General features: G+C 31.4%; 19 protein-coding genes. 7 read left to right on the forward strand and 12 right to left on the reverse strand.

Translation table 11 applies throughout. The features are described from left to right. Nucleotides 1-7 precede the first annotated feature (7 nt). The gene (locus B4A23_RS08085; RefSeq protein ID WP_038331974.1) at nt 8-1033 is read right to left on the reverse strand and encodes a rod shape-determining protein; all 1026 of its coding nucleotides are present in this window, start codon (nt 1031-1033) and stop codon (nt 8-10) included. A gap of 168 nt (nt 1034-1201) precedes the next feature. Continuing rightward, nucleotides 1202-2971 carry a signal peptide peptidase SppA gene (sppA, locus tag B4A23_RS08090; protein ID WP_291118765.1) on the reverse strand — a complete coding sequence of 590 codons (1770 nt, stop codon included), beginning with the start codon at nt 2969-2971 and terminating at the stop codon, nt 1202-1204. 28 nt (nt 2972-2999) lie between these two features. Here sppA and folK point away from each other — a divergent pair, with 28 nt between their 5' ends. Both folK and B4A23_RS08100 read left to right on the forward strand, forming a co-directional pair. Continuing rightward, on the forward strand, nt 3000-3410 hold the full coding sequence (gene folK, locus B4A23_RS08095; RefSeq protein ID WP_291118767.1) for a 2-amino-4-hydroxy-6-hydroxymethyldihydropteridine diphosphokinase: 411 nt from the start codon (nt 3000-3002) through the stop codon (nt 3408-3410). 80 nt (nt 3411-3490) lie between these two features. Beyond that, a complete protein-coding gene (locus tag B4A23_RS08100) occupies nt 3491-4891 on the forward strand; it encodes an OmpA family protein (protein WP_291118769.1) in 1401 nt (466 codons plus the stop codon). Between the two features lie 103 nt (nt 4892-4994). Here the strand turns inward: B4A23_RS08100 and B4A23_RS08105 are convergent, their stop codons facing one another. The 7 genes from B4A23_RS08105 to putP all read right to left on the reverse strand — a co-directional run bounded on the left by B4A23_RS08105 (nt 4995) and on the right by putP (nt 14104). Beyond that, on the reverse strand, nt 4995-6362 hold the full coding sequence (locus B4A23_RS08105; RefSeq protein ID WP_180905012.1) for an exonuclease domain-containing protein: 1368 nt from the start codon (nt 6360-6362) through the stop codon (nt 4995-4997). Between the two features lie 4 nt (nt 6363-6366). Then, nucleotides 6367-7896: a helicase HerA-like domain-containing protein gene (locus B4A23_RS08110; protein ID WP_291118771.1), complete on the reverse strand. Its 1530-nt coding sequence runs from the start codon at nt 7894-7896 to the stop codon at nt 6367-6369. 33 nt (nt 7897-7929) lie between these two features. Continuing rightward, on the reverse strand, nt 7930-8970 hold the full coding sequence (locus tag B4A23_RS08115; protein WP_291118774.1) for an endonuclease/exonuclease/phosphatase family protein: 1041 nt from the start codon (nt 8968-8970) through the stop codon (nt 7930-7932). A 1-nt stretch (nt 8971) separates the two neighbouring features. Beyond that, the gene (locus tag B4A23_RS08120) at nt 8972-9871 is read right to left on the reverse strand and encodes a rhomboid family intramembrane serine protease (protein WP_291118777.1); all 900 of its coding nucleotides are present in this window, start codon (nt 9869-9871) and stop codon (nt 8972-8974) included. After that, nucleotides 9862-10602 (reverse strand): rhomboid family intramembrane serine protease, encoded by a 741-nt coding sequence (locus B4A23_RS08125; protein ID WP_291118780.1) that lies wholly within the window; start codon nt 10600-10602, stop codon nt 9862-9864. The genes B4A23_RS08120 and B4A23_RS08125 overlap by 10 nt, the downstream gene beginning before the upstream one ends. A gap of 4 nt (nt 10603-10606) precedes the next feature. Continuing rightward, nucleotides 10607-12391: a DNA mismatch repair endonuclease MutL gene (gene mutL, locus B4A23_RS08130; RefSeq protein ID WP_038331948.1), complete on the reverse strand. Its 1785-nt coding sequence runs from the start codon at nt 12389-12391 to the stop codon at nt 10607-10609. Nucleotides 12392-12604: 213 nt separating this feature from the next. Next, nucleotides 12605-14104: a sodium/proline symporter PutP gene (gene putP, locus B4A23_RS08135; protein WP_291118783.1), complete on the reverse strand. Its 1500-nt coding sequence runs from the start codon at nt 14102-14104 to the stop codon at nt 12605-12607. A 76-nt stretch (nt 14105-14180) separates the two neighbouring features. On the opposite strand from putP, the gene B4A23_RS08140 reads away from it, so the two are divergent. The 4 genes from B4A23_RS08140 to B4A23_RS08155 all read left to right on the forward strand — a co-directional run bounded on the left by B4A23_RS08140 (nt 14181) and on the right by B4A23_RS08155 (nt 20173). Continuing rightward, nucleotides 14181-16184, forward strand: a complete 2004-nt coding sequence (locus B4A23_RS08140) for a thioredoxin domain-containing protein (RefSeq protein WP_291118786.1) — start codon at nt 14181-14183, stop codon at nt 16182-16184. Nucleotides 16185-16202: 18 nt separating this feature from the next. Next, nucleotides 16203-16757, forward strand: a complete 555-nt coding sequence (locus B4A23_RS08145) for a DNA-3-methyladenine glycosylase I (RefSeq protein ID WP_291118789.1) — start codon at nt 16203-16205, stop codon at nt 16755-16757. Between the two features lie 50 nt (nt 16758-16807). Beyond that, on the forward strand, nt 16808-17695 hold the full coding sequence (locus B4A23_RS08150; RefSeq protein ID WP_291118792.1) for a DMT family transporter: 888 nt from the start codon (nt 16808-16810) through the stop codon (nt 17693-17695). 81 nt (nt 17696-17776) lie between these two features. Next, on the forward strand, nt 17777-20173 hold the full coding sequence (locus B4A23_RS08155; protein ID WP_291118795.1) for a family 20 glycosylhydrolase: 2397 nt from the start codon (nt 17777-17779) through the stop codon (nt 20171-20173). A gap of 37 nt (nt 20174-20210) precedes the next feature. On the opposite strand, the gene B4A23_RS08160 is transcribed toward B4A23_RS08155, so the two are convergent. The 3 genes from B4A23_RS08160 to B4A23_RS08170 are packed head-to-tail and all read right to left on the reverse strand — an operon-like array spanning nt 20211 to nt 22402. Next, nucleotides 20211-21149, reverse strand: a complete 939-nt coding sequence (locus tag B4A23_RS08160) for a hypothetical protein (protein WP_291118798.1) — start codon at nt 21147-21149, stop codon at nt 20211-20213. Then, nucleotides 21146-21598, reverse strand: coding sequence for a GNAT family N-acetyltransferase (locus B4A23_RS08165; protein ID WP_038331925.1), 453 nt, complete (start codon nt 21596-21598; stop codon nt 21146-21148). Before B4A23_RS08165 ends, B4A23_RS08160 begins: the two co-directional genes overlap by 4 nt. A 3-nt stretch (nt 21599-21601) precedes the next feature. Then, a complete protein-coding gene (locus B4A23_RS08170) occupies nt 21602-22402 on the reverse strand; it encodes an SDR family NAD(P)-dependent oxidoreductase (RefSeq protein ID WP_291118803.1) in 801 nt (266 codons plus the stop codon). Between the two features lie 121 nt (nt 22403-22523). Here B4A23_RS08170 and B4A23_RS08175 point away from each other — a divergent pair, with 121 nt between their 5' ends. Further along, nucleotides 22524-23417 (forward strand): lysylphosphatidylglycerol synthase transmembrane domain-containing protein, encoded by an 894-nt coding sequence (locus B4A23_RS08175; protein ID WP_286511447.1) that lies wholly within the window; start codon nt 22524-22526, stop codon nt 23415-23417. Nucleotides 23418-23562 lie beyond the last annotated feature (145 nt).

Genomic DNA, 23562 nt, shown 5'->3' on the forward strand with positions numbered 1-23562 from the left:
TACTCTTCTATTTCATTAAGAAAGTGAATTTATCAATATTTTTAAGTGCAATACCTGTTCCACGAACAACAGCACGTAAAGGATCATCAGCCAAGAAAACTGGTAAACCTGTTTTTTTAGAAATACGTTGATCTAAACCTCTCAACATAGCTCCACCACCAGCCATATAGATACCAGTGTTGTAGATATCAGCAGCTAATTCTGGAGGTGTTTGAGATAACGTTTCCATTACACCATCTTCGATGCGTAAAATTGATTTATCTAATGCACGTGCAATTTCGCGGTAGTTTACAGTAATCTCTTTTGGTTTTCCTGTAATCAAATCACGTCCTTGTACTGGCATATCATCTGGCGCGTGCTCTAATTCTTCTACAGCAGCTCCAACTTCAATTTTAACACGTTCGGCAGTTCTTTCTCCGATATATAAATTATGATGAGTTCTTAAATAATATGCAATATCATTTGTAAAAACATCACCTGCAATTTTCACAGATTTGTCACAAACAATACCACCTAATGCAACAACAGCAATTTCAGTTGTACCACCACCTATATCAATAATCATGTTACCCTTAGGTTGAGTGATATCAATTCCAACTCCTATCGCAGCAGCCATTGGTTCGTAAATAAGGCGAACATCTTTAGCATTAACACGTGCACAAGAATCTTTTACGGCACGTTTTTCAACTTCTGTAATTCCAGAAGGAATACAAATCACCATTCGTAATGAGGGTGAAAATAATTTCCCTTGAATTCCAGGAATTTTCTTGATGAACTCTGTCAACATGAATTCTGAAGCTTCAAAATCTGCAATTACTCCGTCTTTCAAAGGACGAATTGTTTTTATATCATCATGCGTTTTACCTTGCATGTGTTTTGCTTGTTCTCCAACAGCAATAACTTTATTTGTTCTTCTATGTATAGCGACGATAGATGGACTATCTACTACAACTTTATTATTGTGGATAATTAAAGTGTTAGCAGTCCCCAAGTCAATCGCAATTTCTTGCGTGAAAAAATCAAATAATCCCATCGTTGATTATGTCTCAGTATTATTAAAAATGAATGTACAAAAGTATAATAAATTTAGATGATTATAAAAGAGAATTTAATTTTTTAATCATCTAAATATTTTTACTAAAATAGTAAGATTTTAACAATAAAAAAGGGTTAAAAATATTTTAACCCTTTTTTATGATTTTTATTGAATTTGAATATCGTAAGGTAGCCTAACTTGAACACCTTTTTGCTCATTCATCATCTTTATTTCTTTGTAAATTCGGATTCCGTCCGAACCTAATTCTTTTGCAATTGCTGCCTCAGTATTTTTTCCTTGAAAATTATCCATAAATTCTTCAAAAGAATCTTTTCTTTTTGGATAATTTTCTGTTGAATATTTTTCAATTTTAGCCAATTTAGCGGCTTCTTTTATCGCTGTATCTAAACTTCCAAAATCATCTACTAGACCAATTTGTTTTGCACGAGTTCCAGACCAAACACGTCCTTCTCCTATTTTATCAACTTGCTCGTATGTTAATTTTCTATTTGTTGCAACGTGATTTACGAATTTCCCATAAATCAATACGATTGATTTTTGCATCGTATTTTTTGCTGTTGGTGATAATGGTGTTGTCAAAGATTTTAACTGATCTGCATTTGCATTCGTTTTTACTTCATCAAAATCTAATCCGAAATTATTGAATAATTTTTGCGCATTTGGGATCATTCCAAAAACTCCAATCGAACCAGTAATTGTATTTGGTTGCGCATAAATTTTGTCAGAAGCTTGTGCAATGTAATATCCACCAGATGCTGCAACATCACCAAAAGAAACTACGATTGGCATTTTTGTTTTCAATTGCATCAATTCATATAAAATTTCTTCTGATGCATTTGCGCTACCTCCAGGAGAATTTACACGTAAAACTAAAGCTTTGATTTTATCGTTTTGACTGATTTTGCGAATCGCATCCACATAAGTCTTCGATTGAATACCATCAAAACCATCTCCTTCTGTAATTGTTCCAGATGCATATAAGACTGCAATTTTATCTTTTTCAGATTTATCTGATAAGGTTTCGAAATAATCTTCTACTTTTATGGTATGTTTTTCAAGAACTTCAAAATCAGTTTTTGATTTTTCTTCTTTCAGACCAAGTTTTGTGAATAACATTTTTTGATATTCATTTTCTTGCGCCAATACATCATAAATCTTGTTTTCTTTTCCTGTTTCTGGAATGAAAGCATACAAACTATCTGTTACTGTAGTGAATTGTTCAGGAGAAATTTTACGCGATTTTGTAATCGAATTTGAAACATTACCCCAAACATCATTCAATAATTCTGATAATTGTAATCGATTCTCATCAGACATATTTGTTCTCATATAAGGCTCTACAGCACTCTTAAATTGTCCATGACGAATCACCTGAAAATCTACACCATATTTATCTCCTGCATTCTTGAAGAACATAATATTAGAACTTAAACCTTGTAATAAAGTTCCTCCCAAAGGATTTTGATAAATTTTATCAGACACACTACTTATATAATATGACAGCTGACTTCCTGAATTAGAATATGAATACACAAATTTTCCAGATTTCTTAAAATCTTCTAGTGCATTACGAATATCAGTCGCTTGCGTAGCTCCACCAGAAAATTTATCCAATTTCAAACTAATTCCTTTTATTTTATCATCATTCTTCGCTTCTTCAATTGAATGAATAATATCTTGTAAAAAAACATTTGGACTTTCTGACATATCAAAAATAGAAACGGAACGATCCATATCACTTTCCATAATTGGATCTTCTAACGAAATTTCTAAAACAGAACCGTCTTTTACACTTTTTGTTGGAGCAGATAATGCTGAAACAAATATCAACACGAAAAGTAGTATGACAAATACACTAATCGTTAATAGATTTCCTATGATTGTTGAGAATACTCTCCCGAAAAAGTTTTTCATTTTTAATTTATTATTACTTTTGCTCTATATGTCGCAAAATATAGTCATTTTGTTACTCGGTACAAACTTAGGTGACAAAAAAAATAATTTAGAAATCGCTAAAAACCTCATAAACAAAGAGGTAGGTGAAATAAAAAAAGAATCAAATATTCTTGAAAATAAAGCTGAAGGATTTACTACAGAGCATTTATTCTTAAATCAGAAAATAGAAATCAATACAAGTTATTCTCCATTTGAGGTTTTGAAAAAAATTAAAGATATCGAACAAAAAATGGGTAGAATCTATTCTAAACCCAAAGAAAATGAAAGTTACGTTGATCGCTTAATAGATATTGATATATTATTCTATAATAAACTTTTAATCAATTGTAATTACTTAAAAATTCCTCATCCTCAGAACTATTCTAGAGATTTTATCAAAAGTTTATATTTTTATTAAGATATTAACTATTAATTCATTAGTTTTGTAAAATTATATTAAGATATGCTTTATATTAGTTATAAAAATAATTCTAACCTATGAAAAAACTTTTATCTTTATTAATCTTAGGTGCTGCGGCTTGTGCTAGTGCACAGACCAAGTACGATGAAAAACCATTCAACAACAGTAAAAAAGAATTTAATGATTGGTCTATTTCTGCTTTTGGAGGATTGAACGCATTACAAAATACAGACTTAGTATCTTGGATGGGCGGAGGATACTTTACTCCTGGATATGATTTTCAATTTCAAGTCAATAAACAAATCTCTCATGCTTTTGGTCTAAGCTTACAATATCAATTAGGACAAACGAGACAAAAAGGAACCATATATGACAATACCCCTTGGGGAAATGCTTATCAAGGAAAAGCTCATGGAAAAACAAAATATAATGGAATTTCTGTTTTAGCTGATATTAACGCATCTAATCTATTAAGAAGAGTAGATAATAAAACTGAATTTAAATGGGCTATGCATTTATATGGAGGTTTTGGTATATTAGGCTTTAAAGCTTATAGACAACATTTTTATGGATCAGGTAATGATTACGGTTTAGTTACTGATCAAAAATTATCTGACAAATCTGTTTATGGTCAAGTAGGAGCTGGTTTACGTTATAAATTAAGTGACAAATTAGATCTTGAATTACGTGGAATGTACGTAATGTCTGGTGACGAAGAATTTGATGGATCAGGAAAACCAGAAATTGGATATTGGACAGCAGCAGATGTTGAAGAAGGTCGTGATGATAATATGTTTACATTATCTTTAGGATTACATTATAAAATTGGTAAACATAAAGATGCATTACAATGGGTTTCTCCTATAGCATACAAAGCTCCTGTAGAACAAACTCCTTTCGAATGTATTGACGAAGATCGTGATGGTGTTTGTGATCAATGGGATAAATGTCTTGGGACTCCAGAAGGAATTCGTGTCGATGGATCAGGATGTTCTTTAGATTCTGACGGAGACGGTATTCCTGATAGTGAAGATAAATGTCCTACAATTCCTGGACCTCCAACAAATGGTGGTTGTCCTGAAAAAGTAATTAGAATTTCTGGTGAAGATGTTGCGACAACTATTAATGCTTATTTAGAAGGAATTGAGTTCGATTACAACTCTGATCGCATTAGAGAACAATCTTATGAAAAATTAAATCATGCTTCTGAGGTATTGTTAGCAAATCCAGATTTCAAATTCGTAGTGGAAGGTCATACAGATGCTGCTGGTGGTGTTGATTATAACCAAAAATTATCTGAAAGACGTGCTGCTTCTGTTGTTCGTTACTTAGCTAACAAAGGTGTTGACACAACTAAATTGTCGTCTGTAGGAAAAGGTAAATCTGACTTAAAATGGCCAGAATGTAATCCTGTTACAAACTGTCCTGCTTGGAAAAACTTAGAAAACAGACGTGTAATTTTCAAAGAAATTAAATAGTCTAAAATTTAATCATACAAAAAAAGCTCAGTTAATATTAACTGAGCTTTTTTATTATTTTCTATTTATATTTTCTTCTTTTAAAGAATATTAATTGAATTAATTATTCAATGATAACGATTTGATTAGAATTAGAAGAAACTTTATACAAAAAGTATTTGAGCATATTTTTTATTTCTTCCGTTTCTTTAATCGGAATTAAGATATTATGAATCTTCTCTAGCGTTTTTATTTGATGATGATATTCGTAATAACCATATCCTTTAAATTCTCCATTCTCAACTAAATAAAATGATTTTTCAATTCCTTTTCGTCCTTTATCAATAATCAAAAAAGTTTCGGAAGGATATTCTGTTGTTTTAATAAAACTTTGAATTCGCTCATTATAAACTTCTTTAGATTCCTCTTTTACACAAGCTCCATTGCATTTATTTACTTTATACTGGAAACAAGATTCATCAGATTTAATTCCCGCATTTACTTGTTGACAAAGATTATAATCATGAACAATTTTCTCTAAAACCTCTTTTGCACGTTCTTTAGTTTTAAATTTCAAAACAGGTTGTGTCTTTCTAACTTTCCCTATTTCTAATCTCGAATAACCACGTTTAGACTCCAAATAATACAATCCAAAAGGATAAACTTTATTTTCAACCAACTTTACGTTATACATTGGTTGATTATTCAAAATCTCATTATTTTCTTTAATTGCAGCAAGAAAACCACTACCGGTTTCTTCGAATTTTATAGAACGAGTATAACGCTTAAGTTTATTTGCTTTTAGAGTTTTTGATGTAAAAATTTGATTAATAGATCGCGCAATATTATTGCTTCGACTAATATAAATAAGTTGTTTTCGACTATTATATAAATAATAAACCCCGATAGAATTAGGTAAACCTTCAAGAAGTTTCTGATATTTAGAATGTGCTTTTTTAGGTTGTTTCAAACCTGTTTTCTTCGTAATTATTTTCTCCGAATCTTTATCTAACAATAATTTGAATAAAGAAATTGTCGCTCTTGCATCTCCAGAAGCTCTATGTCTATCTGTGACTACAATTCCAAGCGATTCGCATAATTTCCCCAAAGAATATGAAGGTAATCCTGGAATTAATTTTTCGCTATATTCGAACGTATCAATCCATTCTTTTTCGTAATTATACCCCAAACGATCGAATTCTTGTTTTAACATTCTATAATCAAACATTACATTATGTCCAACTAAAATACAATCGTCTGTAATCTCAACTATACGTTTTGCTACTTCGTGAAATTTAGGAGCTGTCAGCACCATCTTATCCGAAATATGCGTTAATCTTTGTACATATTGGTCAATCTTTTTTTCAGGATTGACTAATGATATAAACTGATCGACAATTTCTTTTCCATCATATTTATACACTGCAATCTCTATGATTGACTCTTCTCCTACTTTTCCGCCAGTCGCTTCTATATCTAAAATCGCGTACACGTGCTTATTTTTTTCCTTTTAAAAAATTAGTTAACATTTTCATTCCAAAATCCATCAATTTTCGAGTTGCAGTACGACTTACATCACGCACAACAGGATTATCTGTCCAATCTTTTTCTTTAGGAACACTTCTTATTGAAGTTGCTTTAGCAGCAGGTTTCTCTATATTTTTTTGTTGTTCTAATTTTTTCGATAAAATTTCATTTGCAGATTCACGATCAATATCTGTTGCATATTTAGTCACTAAATCTGAATTTGAGGTAATCGTATCGATTTCATTTGAAGTCAAAATATCCATTCTCGAATTCGGCGCTCGCATATACGTATACGCCAAAGGAGTTGGAATACCTTTTTCATCTAAAGCCGTCACAAAAGCCTCTCCAATTCCTAATTGAGTGATGACCTCATCCGCTTTATAATAGGTTGTTGTCGGATAATTTTCTATCGCTTTTGTAATTTCTTTACGATCTTTGGCTGTAAAACCTCTTAATGCGTGTTGAACTTTAAGCCCTAATTGACTCAAAACCGCATCAGGAACATCACCAGGAACTTGCGTTACAAAATATAAACCCACACCTTTTGATCGAATTAATTTTACCATTGTTTCAATTTGATTCAATAAAGCTTTTGTAGCTTCTTTAAAAATCAAATGTGCTTCATCAATAAAAATCACCAATTTCGGTTTATCAGAATCTCCAGATTCAGGGAATTGAGAATAAATTTTATTCAATAAACTCAACATAAAAGTTGAAAATAAATTTGGCTGATTTTGAATATCAATTAAACGAATAATATTTACAATTCCTTTTCCGTCTTTCGTTTTCAATAAATCTTGAACATCAAAACTTGGTTCTCCAAAAAACTTTGTTGCTCCTTGTTGTTCTAATGCAACAATTTTACGCAAAATAGCTCCCAATGAAGTTGGCGCAATTGTTCCATAATTCGAATTTAATTCAGACTTTCCTTCATCAGAATCTGTCACATATTGCAAAACACGTCGAATATCCTCCAAATCAATCAAAGGTAAATTACGATCTTGACAATATTTGAATATAATTGAAATAATGCTTTCTTGTGTTTCATTCAGTTCTAAAATTTTACTGAATAAAATTGGTCCAAAATCACTTACAGTCGCACGAAGTCTTGCTCCAGGCTCATCAGAAATAGATAAAAATTCAACAGGAGAAGCTTGCGGATCAAAAGGTAAATTAAGCGATTCCATTCTTTCTTGGGCATTTTTATCTTCCGAATTTGCTGCAGCTCCAATTCCAGATAAATCTCCTTTAATATCCATCAATAATGTTGGAACACCTTTCAGAGAAAGTTGCTCGGCGATAATCTGCAAAGATTTTGTTTTCCCTGTACCAGTTGCTCCGCCAATCAATCCGTGGCGATTCATTGTTTTTAATGCTACTGAGATTTCAGCTTCTTCTACAATTTCGCCATCTAGCTTGGCTTTGCCTAAAATTATTTTATCGTTTTTATAAGAATAACGACTTTGTATCTCTTGAATAAAGCTTTCTTTCTGATTCATTTTGATTGATTATTGAATAAATATAAGAAAAAATTATTCTGAAATTTTATATTTTACAGCTACTGGATAATGATCAGAGAATTTTTTTCGAATAACATGTGCCTCAACAGAGTTAAACTCTTTAGAATGAAACAAATAATCAATTCTAATTGGGAATTTAAATCCGTGAAAAGTTGTCGCATTTCCTTTTCCAACTTCTATATAAGAGTCGTGAAGATATTTTTTCAACTTCTCATATTCGTAAGAAACTGGAGTCGAATTAAGATCCGTTCCCAAAATAACTGGATAGCGCGAAGATGTGATATACGGAATAATTGCTTCTAACTGTTTTTGATGTTTTTGCATACCTTGCACCAATTTCAATTCAACTTTTCGACTAGAAATTTCTGCATTTCTCGAATCATCAGATTGAATAATTTCTTTTACCATCGCTTTATCAATATACATTGGTTCAAGATAAACATTAATTACACGAATCGTATCATTCCCTAAATCGATATCCGCATATGCGGCAAGACCATTCAATTCATCATTATCATCAGGCGTTATTTTTTTGGTTTGAATAATAGGATATTTACTATAAATTGTCAATAAACCATAAAATTCTGAATAATAATTCTTAAATTCTTTATTTTTTAGACTTTTCTGCTGACCTTCATACGCTTCTTGAAGCAACATAATATCAGCTTTATTCTTAATCAAAAGCTCTTTTGTTCCTTCTTCTTTAAAACCATGTACATTATATGTCAATACAGATAAATCAGCTTTTTTATCTTCAACTTTATTGAATTGTACAATTGGATATGAAAGATAAATAGGATAAAATAATCCGGCTGAAAGAATTAAAATTAACAAAAAGTGTCGCCAGCTAAACAACAACCAATACAGTAAAAACATTGCTCCGAATGCAAATAATATTGGAAAACCGATCGAAATGAAATTAAAATATGGAATTTCTGTAGGCGTAAAAACTTTATTTAAATAGACACAATAAGCCACCAACAAAAAAACGATATTAATTGTTAGTACTAAACGATTGAAATAATTTAGTTTAAACTTACTGATTATACTCATTTTATCTACCTTCTCTAAACAGAAAGTCTTTTTCTTCTTTAGACAAACTCTCGTAACCTGAACGAGAAATCTTATCTAAAATTACATCAATTTTCTTTTGTTTTTCAACTTTTTGATGATTAAAATCGTAATCATCTTTCGGAACATTTGATCGCGAAGAAGTTGAAGAAGTATTTTTATATGTTTTGAAAGTTGATTTCTCTTTTTTCTTAAATAACTGTTCTATTTTGAAAATAAAGTTACCTAAAAAATCATTTCCTCTCTCAAATTGTTTCATATAAAGATAACCAAAAATAGCACCTCCCAAATGAGAAATACTTCCGCCCGCATTTTGATTGGCAATAATATTATACACATCGAATGCGATAAATACATAACCAACATACAACAATGGAAATGAAGTTGGAATCAACAACAAACGAACGGGCATTTTCGGATTATAAGAAATCATTGCAAAAAACACCGCATAAACCGCTGCCGAAGCACCAACTAATAAATGTGAATAATTGAATATATTCTGAAACAATAAAAAGAAAATTCCACCAGCGATTCCTCCAAAAATATAGAATGTAACTAAATTTCGGTTCTGAAATTGTTGCAAAAACATTTGCCCAACGAAATACAACAAAACCATATTCATTATCAAATGAAAAAGATTGCCATGTAACCAAGAATATGTTAGGATTTGCCAAGGTCTCACAATCAAATCATCGAAAGATGACAAAGCAAACAAACCAGTTGTTGTAATCGTAGAATTTACTACCGTTCGAAGAACAAAATCAACAATTAACAATGTAAAAAACACCACAACGTTAACGTAAATTAATTTTGTTGCGCTATTTCCTGATGAATATTTTAATTTTAAATCGTCTAAGATATTATTTGCCATTCCTAATTCCATCTATATAAATTCTTTTTCCAATGTCTTGTCAACAAGAAACCAATCAATCCACCTCCTAAATGCGCAAAATGTGCTACATTTCCGATGTTTTGATATCCCATATAAAACTCAATTAATACCATAATTGGAATAAAATATTTCGCTTTTATCGGCACTGGAAAAAAGATTAACATTAATTTTTCATCTGGATATAAAACCGCGAATGCTAACAATAAACCATAAATAGCTCCAGAAGCACCAACCATTGGTGTTACATAATTTGTCAAAAGTTCTGACGCAGCTTGGTTACTTTGAATAATTGAATTTGTATGATATCCTCCTTGCATATTCAATTTTGCAGCTTCATAAATTTGACTAAAACCTATTCCTTGCGCCTGAACTGCTTCTTTTAACTGCTCTATTTGAAAGTAATTAACTGCATTAAACAATATAAAACCACCAAAACCAGCTAATAAATAAAGTATCAAGAATTTTTTTGGTCCAAAAGTTTGTTCAACTACAGAACCAAACATCCACAATGCGAACATATTAAACAAAATATGCGAAAAATCGGCATGCATAAACATATGCGTCAAAATTTGCCAAAATTTGAAGTTGGGAGATTCTGGATAAAAAGCACCTAAAATCACTCTCAAATCGATTCCTTTTGTACTAAAAACAAAAGTCGCTAGAAAGAACAAACCGTTTATAATAAGTAAATTCTTTGTAATCGGTGGTATAGATTGTCTCATTCGTTTATTGTAATGTTTTTTTGATATCAGCCGTATTCATCTGCACAAAAATTGGGCGTCCGTATGGCGTATAATTCGGATTTGGTAGTCTTAGCAATTCTTCGACCAAAGTTTGCATTTGTTCAGATTTTAATGAAACTCCTTTTTTAACAGCCGCATTTTTTGCTAAAATTTTTGCAAACGTATTTTCTAATTCAATTGATTCTTGGTATTCTAATTCCTCGATAAAATCCATAAAAACAGACACAACATCCTCTTGTTGCACATCAACAGGGATTGCATTAATTTGTATCGCTTCTTCATCCAACGAAATATCAAAACCAAAACTCAACAATTGATGTTCTACATTAATTAATTTCTGACGATCATTTGGCGAAAGTTCCAACTCTATCGGGAAAAGCATTTGTTGTACCAAAGCACTTCCATTATTTGAATGTATAAATTTTTCGAACAATATTTTTTGATGTGCACGATGTTGATCTATAATTAACAATTCTCCACGATATTCCACAACCAAATATTGATTCATCCATTGAATCACTTCAAAACTATCATGAAAATCTTCAGATTCAAATAATTGATGCGCATGATTATTTTCGATTTCTAACTCAACTGCATCTTTATAAAAATCCATATTCGCACGAATATCAGACGGTTTTGGCGCTCTTGTTTGTTGATGCTCAAAAGGATTAAAACTAGAATCTACCGTAATTTCAGGCATTTTAATTTCTGTATCTTCTGTCGCAGACGGAATAAAAGCCCAGTTCGGATCTTGTTCAAAATCTAACGAAGGAATTACATTAAATTGTCCCAAAGCGTGTTTTACAGCCGCTCTAAGAATCGTGAAAATCAACGCTTCATCCTCAAATTTGATTTCTGTTTTGGTTGGATGAATATTAATATCAATTTTTGACGGATCAATTTCTAGATACAAAAAGTAAGAAGGACTATATCCCGTTGGCAACAAACTCTCGAAAGCGTCTACGATTGCATTATGCAAATATCCGCTACGAATAAAGCGATTATTCACAAAGAAAAATTGCTCGCCACGCGATTTTTTTGCTGCATCTGGTTTTCCAACAAAACCTTTTACTTTTACAATTTCTGTATCTTCTTCAACCGAAATAATTTGAGAACTTAATTTCTTTCCAAAAATTTGAGCGATTCGTTGTTTCAAATTCCCAGCTTTCAGATGATAAACCTCTGCATCATTGTGATGTAAAAAGAAACTAATGTTTTCGTGCGCCATCGAAACACGTTGAAACTCATCTTGAATATGACGAAATTCAACTTGATTTGATTTTAAGAAATTGCGACGAGCAGGTACATTATAGAAAAGATTTTTGACCGAAATAGACGTTCCGACTGGACAAACAACAGGATCTTGGTTGCGAACTTCTCCGCCTTCAATCACCAATTGCGAACCAACCTCATCATCTTCTCGACGCGTTTTCGTTTCTACTTGCGCAACTGCAGCAATCGATGCCAAAGCCTCTCCACGAAAACCTTTTGTATGAATATTATAAATATCCTCTGTCTTTCTGATTTTTGAAGTCGCGTGACGTTCAAAAGCCATTCGAACATCTGTCACACTCATTCCCGAACCATTGTCAATCACTTGAATCAAGCTTCTTCCAGCATCTTTTACAATCACCTGAATAGAAGTTGCACCAGAATCCACCGCATTTTCAATCAATTCTTTTATGACAGAAGCTGGTCGTTGTACAACTTCTCCTGCGGCAATTTGATTGGCTACATGATCTGGCAGTAATTGAATAATATCGTTCATCTTTTCGTATAAATTGATTTAATTTTGACTATTTTTTTAATCAAACTTTACAAATATACAAACAAATCTCTCTTTTGACCTTATTCTCTATAAGTGAAACTTATCAACAATTGTTGAAGTCTTGAGATTAAAATTCTGAATAATAAATTCATAATTTTCAGCAATAAAAAAGGTAGACAAATGCCTACCTATTTTTTATTATTATTGGATTAATTAATTTTCTTTCAAAACAGCTTTCATTTCCTCAAATTCTTCATCAATCTCTTGATTCGGTTTTTGAGTCAATAACGAAACGACATAAATTGCAATAACCGAAGAAATAAACCCTGGAATCATTTCATACCAATCTTTGTAATCATGATTTGCATAAACCCATGATAAGACAACAATTCCACCTGTTAACATTCCCGCTAAAGCTCCTTGCCAAGAAGTTTTTTTCCAAAAAAGTGAAAAAACAATCACTGGTCCAAATGCCGATCCAAATCCTGCCCAAGCGTTTCCAACTAGATTTAGAATAGAATCTTTTGGCGTTAAGGATAATAAAACCGCGATAACTGCTACAATTAAAACCGATAAACGACTTGCTGTTAATAACTGTTTTGATGTTGCTTTTTTGTTCAAAAATGCTTTGTAAATATCTTCTGTTAACGAACTTGATGTTACTAATAATTGTGAAGAAATAGTACTCATTACTGCTGCTAAAATTGCTGATAATAAGAAACCTCCAACCAATGGATGAAACAAAACACGTGAAAAGTAAATGAAAATGGTCTCAGCTTCTGTTTTAGAATTATCGAATGTCAACATTGTTGTTTGGTCATATTTCATTAAATATGCGATTCCAACTAAACCAACTAAAAGAGCTCCACCAACTGTAAAAATCATCCAAGTAATCCCAATATTTCTTGCTTTCGCTAAATCTTTCGGATTACCAATCGCCATAAAACGTACTAAAATATGCGGTTGTCCACAATATCCCAAGCCCCAAGCCATCAACGACAAAATACTAACCGTTGTAGTTCCTTTGAATAAATCTAAATACTTATCACCTTTATCATTAATCAATGAAAATGTTTCTCCTACTCCACCAATTTCAGAAATTGCTACTATTGGAACAATAACCAAAGCCAAAACCATAATCGTTCCTTGTACGAAATCAGTTAAACTTACCGCTAAAAAACCTCCTAAAAAAGTGTATAATACAACTACAAAACTTGTCATCCAAAGTCCTGTCATATAATCTAATCCAAAAGCTGATTCAAATAATTTACCTCCAGAAACCATTCCTGCAGAAGTGTATAATGTAAAAAATACTAAGATTAATATTGAAGAAACAATTCGCAATAAACGTGATTTATCTTTGAAACGATTTTCAAAAAATACGGGTAAAGTAATCGAATTTTGAGCGATTTCTGTATAAATTCGTAATCGCGGTGCGACAAAAATATAGTTCAAAAAACATCCTGTTGTCAATCCAATTGCAATCCAAGCACTCGACAAACCTGTAAAATACATTGCTCCTGGAACGCCCATCAACAACCAACCACTCATATCAGCAGCACCAGCAGAAAGCGCCGTTACAGCCGCTCCCATCTTCCTTCCTCCAATCAAAAAATCTTCGGAATTACTTGTTGATTTTCGGTAGGAATAAATCCCGATTCCAATCATCAGAGCCATATATGCGCCAATAGAAATGTATTCGTAAATGTTCATGTGTTTTAATTTTTATCGAAAATATAATTTTTCATCCACAAAAATTGTACGAACTTTAAATTTCTAAACAAGAATCATGAATTTTCAACAAAATAATCTAAAATCAGCGACAAGTCCGTATTTGAAACAACACGAAAACAATCCTGTTTGGTGGCAAAGTTGGAGTGACGAAGTTTTGAATCATGCAAAAAAAGTCAACAAACCTTTGCTTATTTCAATTGGATATTCTGCTTGTCACTGGTGTCATGTGATGGAACATCAGTCTTTTGAAGACGATGAAGTTGCAAAAGTGATGAATGAGAATTTTGTTTGCATTAAAATTGATCGTGAAGAACGTCCTGATTTAGACGCTTTGTACATGAATGTCTCGCAATTAATTCATCAATCTGGTGGTTGGCCGCTGAATGTTTTTGCCTTACCTGATGGTCGTCCTTTTTATGGCGGAACATATTTCCCGAAAGTTCAATGGATTGAATTATTAGAAAACATCAATCATTTATACCATCACAATCAAACTAAAACAATGGAATATGTCAACTCTATTGCGGATGGTCTGAATAAAATGGAAACAATCGAATTGAAATCTTCTTCAACTTTTTCAACACATAAAATTGATGAAACATTTGAATTTTGGCAACAACAATTTGATGATGAATGGGGCGGATTTAATCGTGCACCGAAATTTATGTTACCAAATGCTTGGGAAGCTATTTTACGATATGGCATACAAACGAAGAATGAAAATTGTTTAATTCAAACCAAAATTACATTAGATAGAATGGCTTTTGGTGGAATTTACGATCAACTAAAAGGTGGTTTTTCTCGCTATTCTGTTGATCCGTATTGGAAAGTTCCACATTTCGAAAAAATGCTTTACGATAACGGACAATTACTTTCGCTTTATTCGAATGCATATAAAATTTATGAAGAAAAGGAATATAAAACAGTTGTCGAAGAAACGATTAATTGGTTGAAAGATGAAATGCTTTCGACTGAAAATGTTTTTTATTCTGCTATTGATGCCGACTCTGAAGGCGAAGAAGGAAAATATTATGTTTGGAAATCGGATGAATTGAAAACAATATTGAAAGATGATTTCAACTTATTTCAACACTATTATAATGTTGATGAATTTGGAGAATGGGAACATGGTAATAATATTTTGATGCGATTGACAGATGACGAAGATTTTGCATCGAAACAGAATATCACAACAACAGAACTTCAAACCAAAGTTAATGAATGGAAAAAAATTCTTAATCCAATTCGTAAACAACGTATAAAACCTCATCGCGACGAAAAAGTTTTAACTTCTTGGAATGCTTTAACCATAAAAGGTTTGTGCGACGCATTTATTACGTTTGAAAATGATGAATATCTTGATTTAGCAAAAAATGCAACCAATTTTATTTTAGAAAATCAATGGAATGGTGAAATCTTGTTCAGAAATTATAAGGATAATCAAACAACAATTCCAGGATTTTTGGATGATTATGCGTTAATAATTGAAGCATTAATCAAGCTTTATGAAATTACTTCTGAAATGCACTATTTAGAAACTGCTCAAACCTTAACAGAAGAAGTTTTCAATCAATTTTATAATCACAAGAATAAAATGTTTGCGTACAAATCGCATTATGACACGCCTTTGGTTAATGAAACATTTGAGATTTATGACAATGTTATTTCATCTTCAAATTCTGTTATGGCAAATAATTTGTTCAAATTAGGGAAGATTCTCAATCAAGAAAAATACATTGAACAAGCGAAACAAATGTTAACCAATATCGAAGAAAAAATTCACGATTATCCAACTGGTTTTGCAAATTGGATTCAGTTGTATCTAAATTTCGCTTATCCATTCAAAGAAATTGTAATCGTTGGCGAAAATGCATTAGAATTCTCGAAGAAAATTCAACAATGTTATGTTCCGAATGCAATTTTTGTTGCTTCAAAAACTGAAAATTTAGAAATCACTCAAAATCGATTCATCGAAAATAAAACATCTATTCATATATGCGAAAACTATACGTGTCAATTACCCGTTTATTCGGTTGAAGAGGCTTATAAAAATATTTAGAAATTACAATAAAAAACCATGGAAAAAACACGTTGCGCTTGGGTAAATAAAGACCAAGATTACATCGATTATCACGATAACGAATGGGGAAAACCTGTAAAAGATGACAAAATTTTATTCGAATTTTTGATTCTCGAATCTTTTCAAGCAGGATTAAGTTGGTTTACAATTCTTAAAAAGCGAGAAAATTTTAGAAAAGCCTTTGCTGATTTTGATGTAGAAAAAGTAGCCAAATTTGATGAAACTAAAATTGATGAATTGGTACAAAATGAAGGAATTATTCGTCATCGAGGAAAAATTTCGGCAGCAATTAATAATGCAAAATTATTTATAGAAATTCAGAAAGAATTCGGTTCTTTCTCCGATTTCATCTGGAAATACGTTGATAACAAACCAATTATCAACAATTGGAATTCGATAAAAGAAGTTCCTGCCACAACCGAAATTTCAGATCAAATTGCAAAAGATTTGAAAAAACTTGGCTTCAAATTCTTTGGTTCAACCACTATTTATGCGCATATGCAGGCGACCGGAATGGTAAATGATCATACAACAGATTGTTTTTGTAAATAACAGCTCAATAAAATCATCTGAAATGTGCATCTTTGCGCAAACTTAGAAAAATGAAAATCGAACTAAAACATTGGATCATCCTTGGCGTTTTGGCGCTAACTTGGGGAAGCTCGTTTATTCTCATCAAGCAAGGATTGGTCGCGTACACGCCGTATCAAGTTGGAGCATTACGACTAACAATTGCAGGAGGAATTTTGGCTATTTGGGGAATTCCAAGTCTATTTAAAATTCCGAAAAACAAATTAAAATATGTCGCATTGGCTGGTTTCTGCGGAAATTTCATTCCAATGTTTTTATTTCCAATGGCGCAAACACATGTTTCTAGTTCAATGGCTGGAATTTTAGATTCTTTAGTCCCATTATTTATTTTACTTTTTGGTGCTTTATTTTTCAATATTAAAGGAACTAAAAATCAAGTTTTAGGAGCAATAATTGGATTTATCGGAGCTGTTTTATTAATTGGTGGCGATGGTTTTTCTGGGGAAAATAGTCTTTTACATTGTTTATTAATTGTATTAGCAACTGCTCTTTACGGTCTAAACAGTTTAATCTTAACACGCTATTTAAACGACGTTCCTTCATTTCAATTATCATCAGCTTTGTTTACAATTTGGTTATTACCTTCAGTTTTTATTTTGATTATTTCAGGATTTTTTGATGTATTCGAAGGAACAGAACAACAATTAAAAAGTTTAGGTTTTGTCGCTATTTTAGGACTCTTAGGAACAGCTTTAGCGATGATATTGTTTTACCGATTGATACAATCTACAGGTTCGATGTTCGCCTCAATGGTGACTTATTTAATGCCCGTAGTTTCTGTTTTTTGGGGATTTTTAGTCGGTGAAAAAATCTCATGGATCCATTTATTTGGATTCGGAATGATTTTATCAGGCGTTTATTTAACACAGAAAAAAGAAAAAGAACTGCAAAAGATTTAAGCTATATTCAAAATAGATTCCTATTTTTATTAAATAATTAACACAACAATGGTCTATCGTAGATTATTTAATAAATTAAAAATGAATCATTTTATTACAATTTCAAAAAAACTCTCACTTACTCTCCTACTTTTTTCATCTCATCAAATCATCTTCGCACAAACAAAAATTGATAGCATCGAAGTTGTTCAATTACAATCTCAACTTCAATCAAATATAAAAATTGATGGTAAAACCCTTTCTTTACCGAAACAGAACAAGTATAATTTTGAATTAATTGGCTCTGACAATCAAACAATAATTGATTTGAATGGAAAAATAAATCAACCTTTAATTTCTAAATCAATTAATTTATTATTCAAAATAACTCGAAAATCAGATAAAGCCACAACAGAAATCCCTGTAAAAAATTTAAAAATAAACGGAAAATATACAAACGCAGGAATCAATCCAAAACCTTTTGTAATTCCCTCTTTGCGTGAATGGCATGGGGAAAAAGGAGAATTTAATTTAACTTCTTCTTCAAAAATTGTAATTGAAAATAACAATTCTGAAAATTTGGAAGTTGCTAAATTATTACAAGAAGATCTCCAAAAACAGTTTGGTTACAAATTAGAAATTACCTCAACTAAAAAAGTTTCAAAAGGAGATTTTTTTATCTCTAAGCACAAAGACACAACATTAGGAAATGAAGGATACGCAATGGAAATTGGAGATTTTGTTCAGTTTTCTGCACCAACTTATACTGGAAATGTATTTGCAACTCGTACAATTTTGCAATTATTAGATCAATCCAAAACTAAAAACAGTATTCCGAAAGGAGAAATTAGAGATTATCCTACTTACTCAGAACGTGGACTTCTTTTAGATGTTGGACGAAGATTTTTCACCATTGATTTTTTAAATGATTACGTCGAAATATTGTCTTATTATAAAATCTCCAACTTTCAAATTCATTTAAATGACAATGCATTTCACAAATACTTCGATTTCGATTGGGATAAAACACCTTCGGGTTTTCGCTTAGAAAATGAAACATATCCAGGTTTAGCTTCAGCAGATGGTCATTATACTAAACAAGAATTTAGAGATTTACAGAAAAAAGCTTTTCGATATGGAATTAAAATTATTCCTGAAATCGATGTTCCTGCACATTCTTTGTCCATTACAAAAGTAATTCCTGAAATCGGAAGTGATAAATATGGAAAAGATCATTTGGATTTAGCTAATCCAAAAACTTACGAAGTTGTACAAGCAATTTTTGATGAATACACAAAAGGACAAGATCCTTTATTTATAGGAAAAGAAGTTCATATTGGAACAGATGAATATGATAAAAAAGAAGCTGAGTCGTTCAGAAAATTTACGGATTTTCTTATAAAAGCTGTTCAGAAAAATGGAAAAGATGTACGTGCTTGGGGAGCGCTTACGCATGCGCAAGGAAAAACTCCTGTAACTTCGAAAAATGTCACACTAAATATGTGGTACAACGGATATGCAGATCCTGTTGAAATGAAAAAATTGGGTTACAAACAAATTTCTACACCAGATGATTGGTTATATATTGTTCCCGCTGCAGGATATTATAATGATTATCTAAATGTCAACAATATTTATAACAATTGGGAGCCGCGTAATATTGGTAATATAACATTTGAGAAAGGAGACCCAACTGTTGTAGGCGGAATGTTTGGGATTTGGAATGATATTGCTGGCAATGGAATTTCTGAAAAAGATGTACACAACAGAGCTTTTCCTGCGATACAAGTTTTGGCTGAAAAAATGTGGACTGCAAGTGATAATAATCCAGCTTTATTCGATTTTAATCAGAAAAAAATAAACGTTGCAGAAGCTCCAGGACTTAATTTAAGGGGATATTTTGGAGAAGAAACTCGCCAAATTATTCATCTTCCGTTTGAAAATTCTGTAGAAGATATTTCAGGTTTTTTCAATGAAAAAGTCACTTCAAATAATTCTTCTTTTGCAAAAGGAATTATTAACAATTCATTGAATAGCACAACAACATTAAATCTTCCGTTAGAAGAGATTGGAAATAGCTACACTATTTCTTTTTGGTTGAAATCTAACGCAGAGAATGCAAATGTTTTATTCAAATCAAAAAACGCAACTTTTGAATTGAATAAAAATTCTGTCGGATATAAGCGTGATGGTTATTCTTATCAGATGACTGATCATTTGAATTTAAATGACTGGAATTTTATTACAATCACAGGGAATAAAGAAAATACAAGCTTGTATGTAAATGGAAAACTGGTTAAAAAAATGGAAACAGAAGAAATCATTTTGCCTTACAAAGATAAAAAAGGAAAAGAGATTTCATTTCATAAAGTAAAAACGTTGACGTTTCCATTAAAGCAAATTTCATTAGAAAATGTTAGCTTCGATGAATTGAAAGTTTATAACAAAGAGTTTTCAAAAGACGAAGTTTTAAGTGAATACAAATCGCTTCAACAATAACTAAAAATCTCGTAAACCAAATCGTTTACGAGATTTTTTATTTTATATATTTTCTTAAATCTTTTGCTAATTCTTTTGTAAAAGCATCCGCACCTTTGTAATTCATGTGTGTTGTGTTATAAAAGTATTTTTGATCAAAACTAATCGAATCAGTCGAATAATCTAATAAAGGAAGATGATGCTTTTGTAACGTTGTTTGATAACGATTAATCACTTCACCTCGATTCAACATATAATCTTGACCTTTATAAAATTCGGGTGCAATTGTAAAAACTAACTGAATATTTTCTTGCTCACATTTCGCAATTAATTCTTCTAATAAAGCATAATCTGAAAAATCAAAATCGGAGTTTTTCTTTTTCATTTTTTCCCAATCAACATTCCATTTTCGGTTATATGACTTGAAGCCATCATCACGAAAAAGTCCATCTTTATACAATTTTTCCTTCTTAGCCCTTACAATTTGATCTTTCCAATACGTCTGATCTCTGTAACGATAAAGCGGTACAATAAAATCAACCAATTTCGTGTCTTTATATTCTTTTAATGCATCATAAAGTTTAAAATTCCACAACATAAATGGCGCATATTGATTTGACTGAAAAACTTCATCAATGTGTGAAAACGAAAAAGTATCTAAATTCCAAACAACAACTTTCGGTTTTGGATTATGATTCAAATACAAATTGAAACGATACAATTGCATTTTAAATTTACTTCCATTCAACCCAAAATTATGCGTTGTCAGTTTTAAGTCTTGTTCTAAAATATTCGGATTAATTTGAATAAATGCTCGAGAAGAACCAAAAATAGCCAATTCAACATTCGTTTTCCCTTCTCTTATTTGATTCCATTCTTGCACTTCTCCGCTAAACAAAGCCATTTTTTTGAGTTGATTCGAATAATAGACATCAACCAAAACCAATGCAATGAAAGCTGAAAATAACGTAATGAAAAAGTATTTTAAGAATTTCATTTTCTCAACATTTCGATATGTGGAATATCGTCTTCTAAATATTCTTCTGAAACTTGCTCAAAACCAAAAGAAGAATAAAATTCTTTCAAATAAGATTGAGCAGAAATTCTAATTTCAGATGTTTTAAATTGATTTTCGATGACTTGAACCGAATTTTTCATCAATTGCTTTCCTAATCCATAACGACGAAACTTTTGATTCGAAATTACACGACCAATTGAAGGTTCATTTTCATACGAAATTCCTTTTGGTACAATTCGAGAATATGCCGCAACCTCATCGCCAATCGTTGCCCAAAGATGTCCACAAACCAAATCCTTATCATCACAATCTTGATAAATACAATCTTGCTCTATCACAAAAACTTCGTTGCGTAATTGCACTATTTTATATAGCTCTTTCGACGTTAAATCATCAAAAGATTTGTAATGCCAAATAATTTCTTCCATAGATTAATCTAATTTTGAATATTTTGCAATAATATTTTCGAACATTTTTTGAGGTAAAATATTTTTCAAGGTTACAGAAAATTTCTGCATTGATTTTCCAATATAATAATGCGGTTTCAAATTCTTCTGAGCCAAAATATTTTCGATAATCGGAATCAAATCTTCTGTTGGTGTACCATCTTGCACTTCGTGATCGATATCAGCAACCATTGCATCATATCTTTTTTGATAAAATTTTGACACAAAAGTTTTCACACGACCTTCTGCAATATTAGTTTTAATATCTCCAAAATTCAACGTAGCAATTTCTACTCCTGTATGACGATTTTCCAAACGAGCCGATTCAATCAAACGATCAATCATCGCTTTAGAAGCTGAATAATAACCTCTAAAAGGTAAACCATTGTTACTCGCAATCGAAGAAACATTCAGGATATAACCGTTTTTTTGCGCACGCATTGTAGGCAAAACTTCTTGCATTGTATAAATAGGTCCGTACACATTAACGTCCAATAATTTCTCGATATCAGCTTTCGAAGCATCTTCCACAGCGCCTAACATTCCAATTCCTGCATTGTTAATCAATACATCAATTTGATTGTTCGTTTCCGAAAAAATCTGCTGAAAACTACGTTTTACATTATCTTTATCCGAAACATCTGTTGCAATATGTTTAAATTTTTCTTGACCTTTAGCCGTTCTTGATAAACCATAAACTTGATGTCCTTTATCGTGAAAATAATTCGCCAAAGTCAATCCTACACCCGAAGAAGAGCCTGTAATTACAATAACTTTTGATTGCATGATTCGATTAATTTAATCGCAAAACTACATAATATCAGACAAATATTGGTAGATAAATAATTTTTTGAATGGTTATTAGAAGATTCTCTAAATTTGTGCGTTAATTATCAAAAGATTTCAATTGAATCCAAAAACTAAAAAATATATCATAACAGGAATTAAATTAACAATTAGTATTGCGTTAATCTATTATATCTTCTTTGTTAAACTACATATTTTTGATATTTTCAGTCATTACAAAAACGCGAATTGGGCGTATATTTTTATTGCTGTTATCCTTTATGTTCTTTCGCAAGCCTTGTCTGTTTTCCGATTAGATTATTATTTCAGAGATATTAACCTCGATTTATCATACAAATCAAATGCACGTTTATATTTTTTAGGAATGTTTTACAACACCTTTGTTCCAGGCGGAATTGGTGGTGATGCATACAAAGTTTATGTGTTGAATAAAAACTATAAAATCAGTCTGAAAGAAATTTCGCAGGCGGTTTTTCTTGACAAAATTATCGGTCTTTGTGCAATGTTACTCATCATCATCTTCCTAATATTTTTCTCAAATCTGACTGATTATCCTTGGGTACAATATGGTTCATTAATCCTTTCTTTGGTTGGTTTTATAGCTGTTCCATTTATTTTAGGAATGATTTTCCCTATTCATAGACGTACATTTTATAACTCGATGATTTATTCGATTGTATTGCAATTGATACAAGTTGGTATGTTGTATTTTGTTTTGGAAGGATTAAATATTCATCCAGAGAATTTCAGTATATATTTATTGATCTTTTTAGTTTCAGGGATCTTATCGATTATCTCGTTTAGTGGATTTGGGATTAGAGAAGCTGTGTTTATGTACGCTGCACATCGATTCAATTTTGATGAAACTTTAGCAACAAGTGCGGCATTTATTTTCTCTATCATCACCATTTCTATCTCATTTATTGGTATTATTTACCTGTTTAAAGGGGTTAAAATTGAAGAGAAAAAGAAAAAGACGAATATTTCTTTTTAAAATCTGAAAAATTATTTCTTTGAAATGAAAAGAGTTAAGTCCTAACATTAAATTTTATTTAATTTTTTTCATTTTAACTATTTGGATTATTCAAAAACAGCCCTATATTTGCAATCCAATTACGAAGGTCTCTTAGCTCAGTTGG

The organism is Empedobacter sp. UBA7248 (assembly GCF_002472945.1).
Taxonomy (GTDB): Bacteria; Bacteroidota; Bacteroidia; order Flavobacteriales; family Weeksellaceae; genus Empedobacter; species Empedobacter falsenii_C.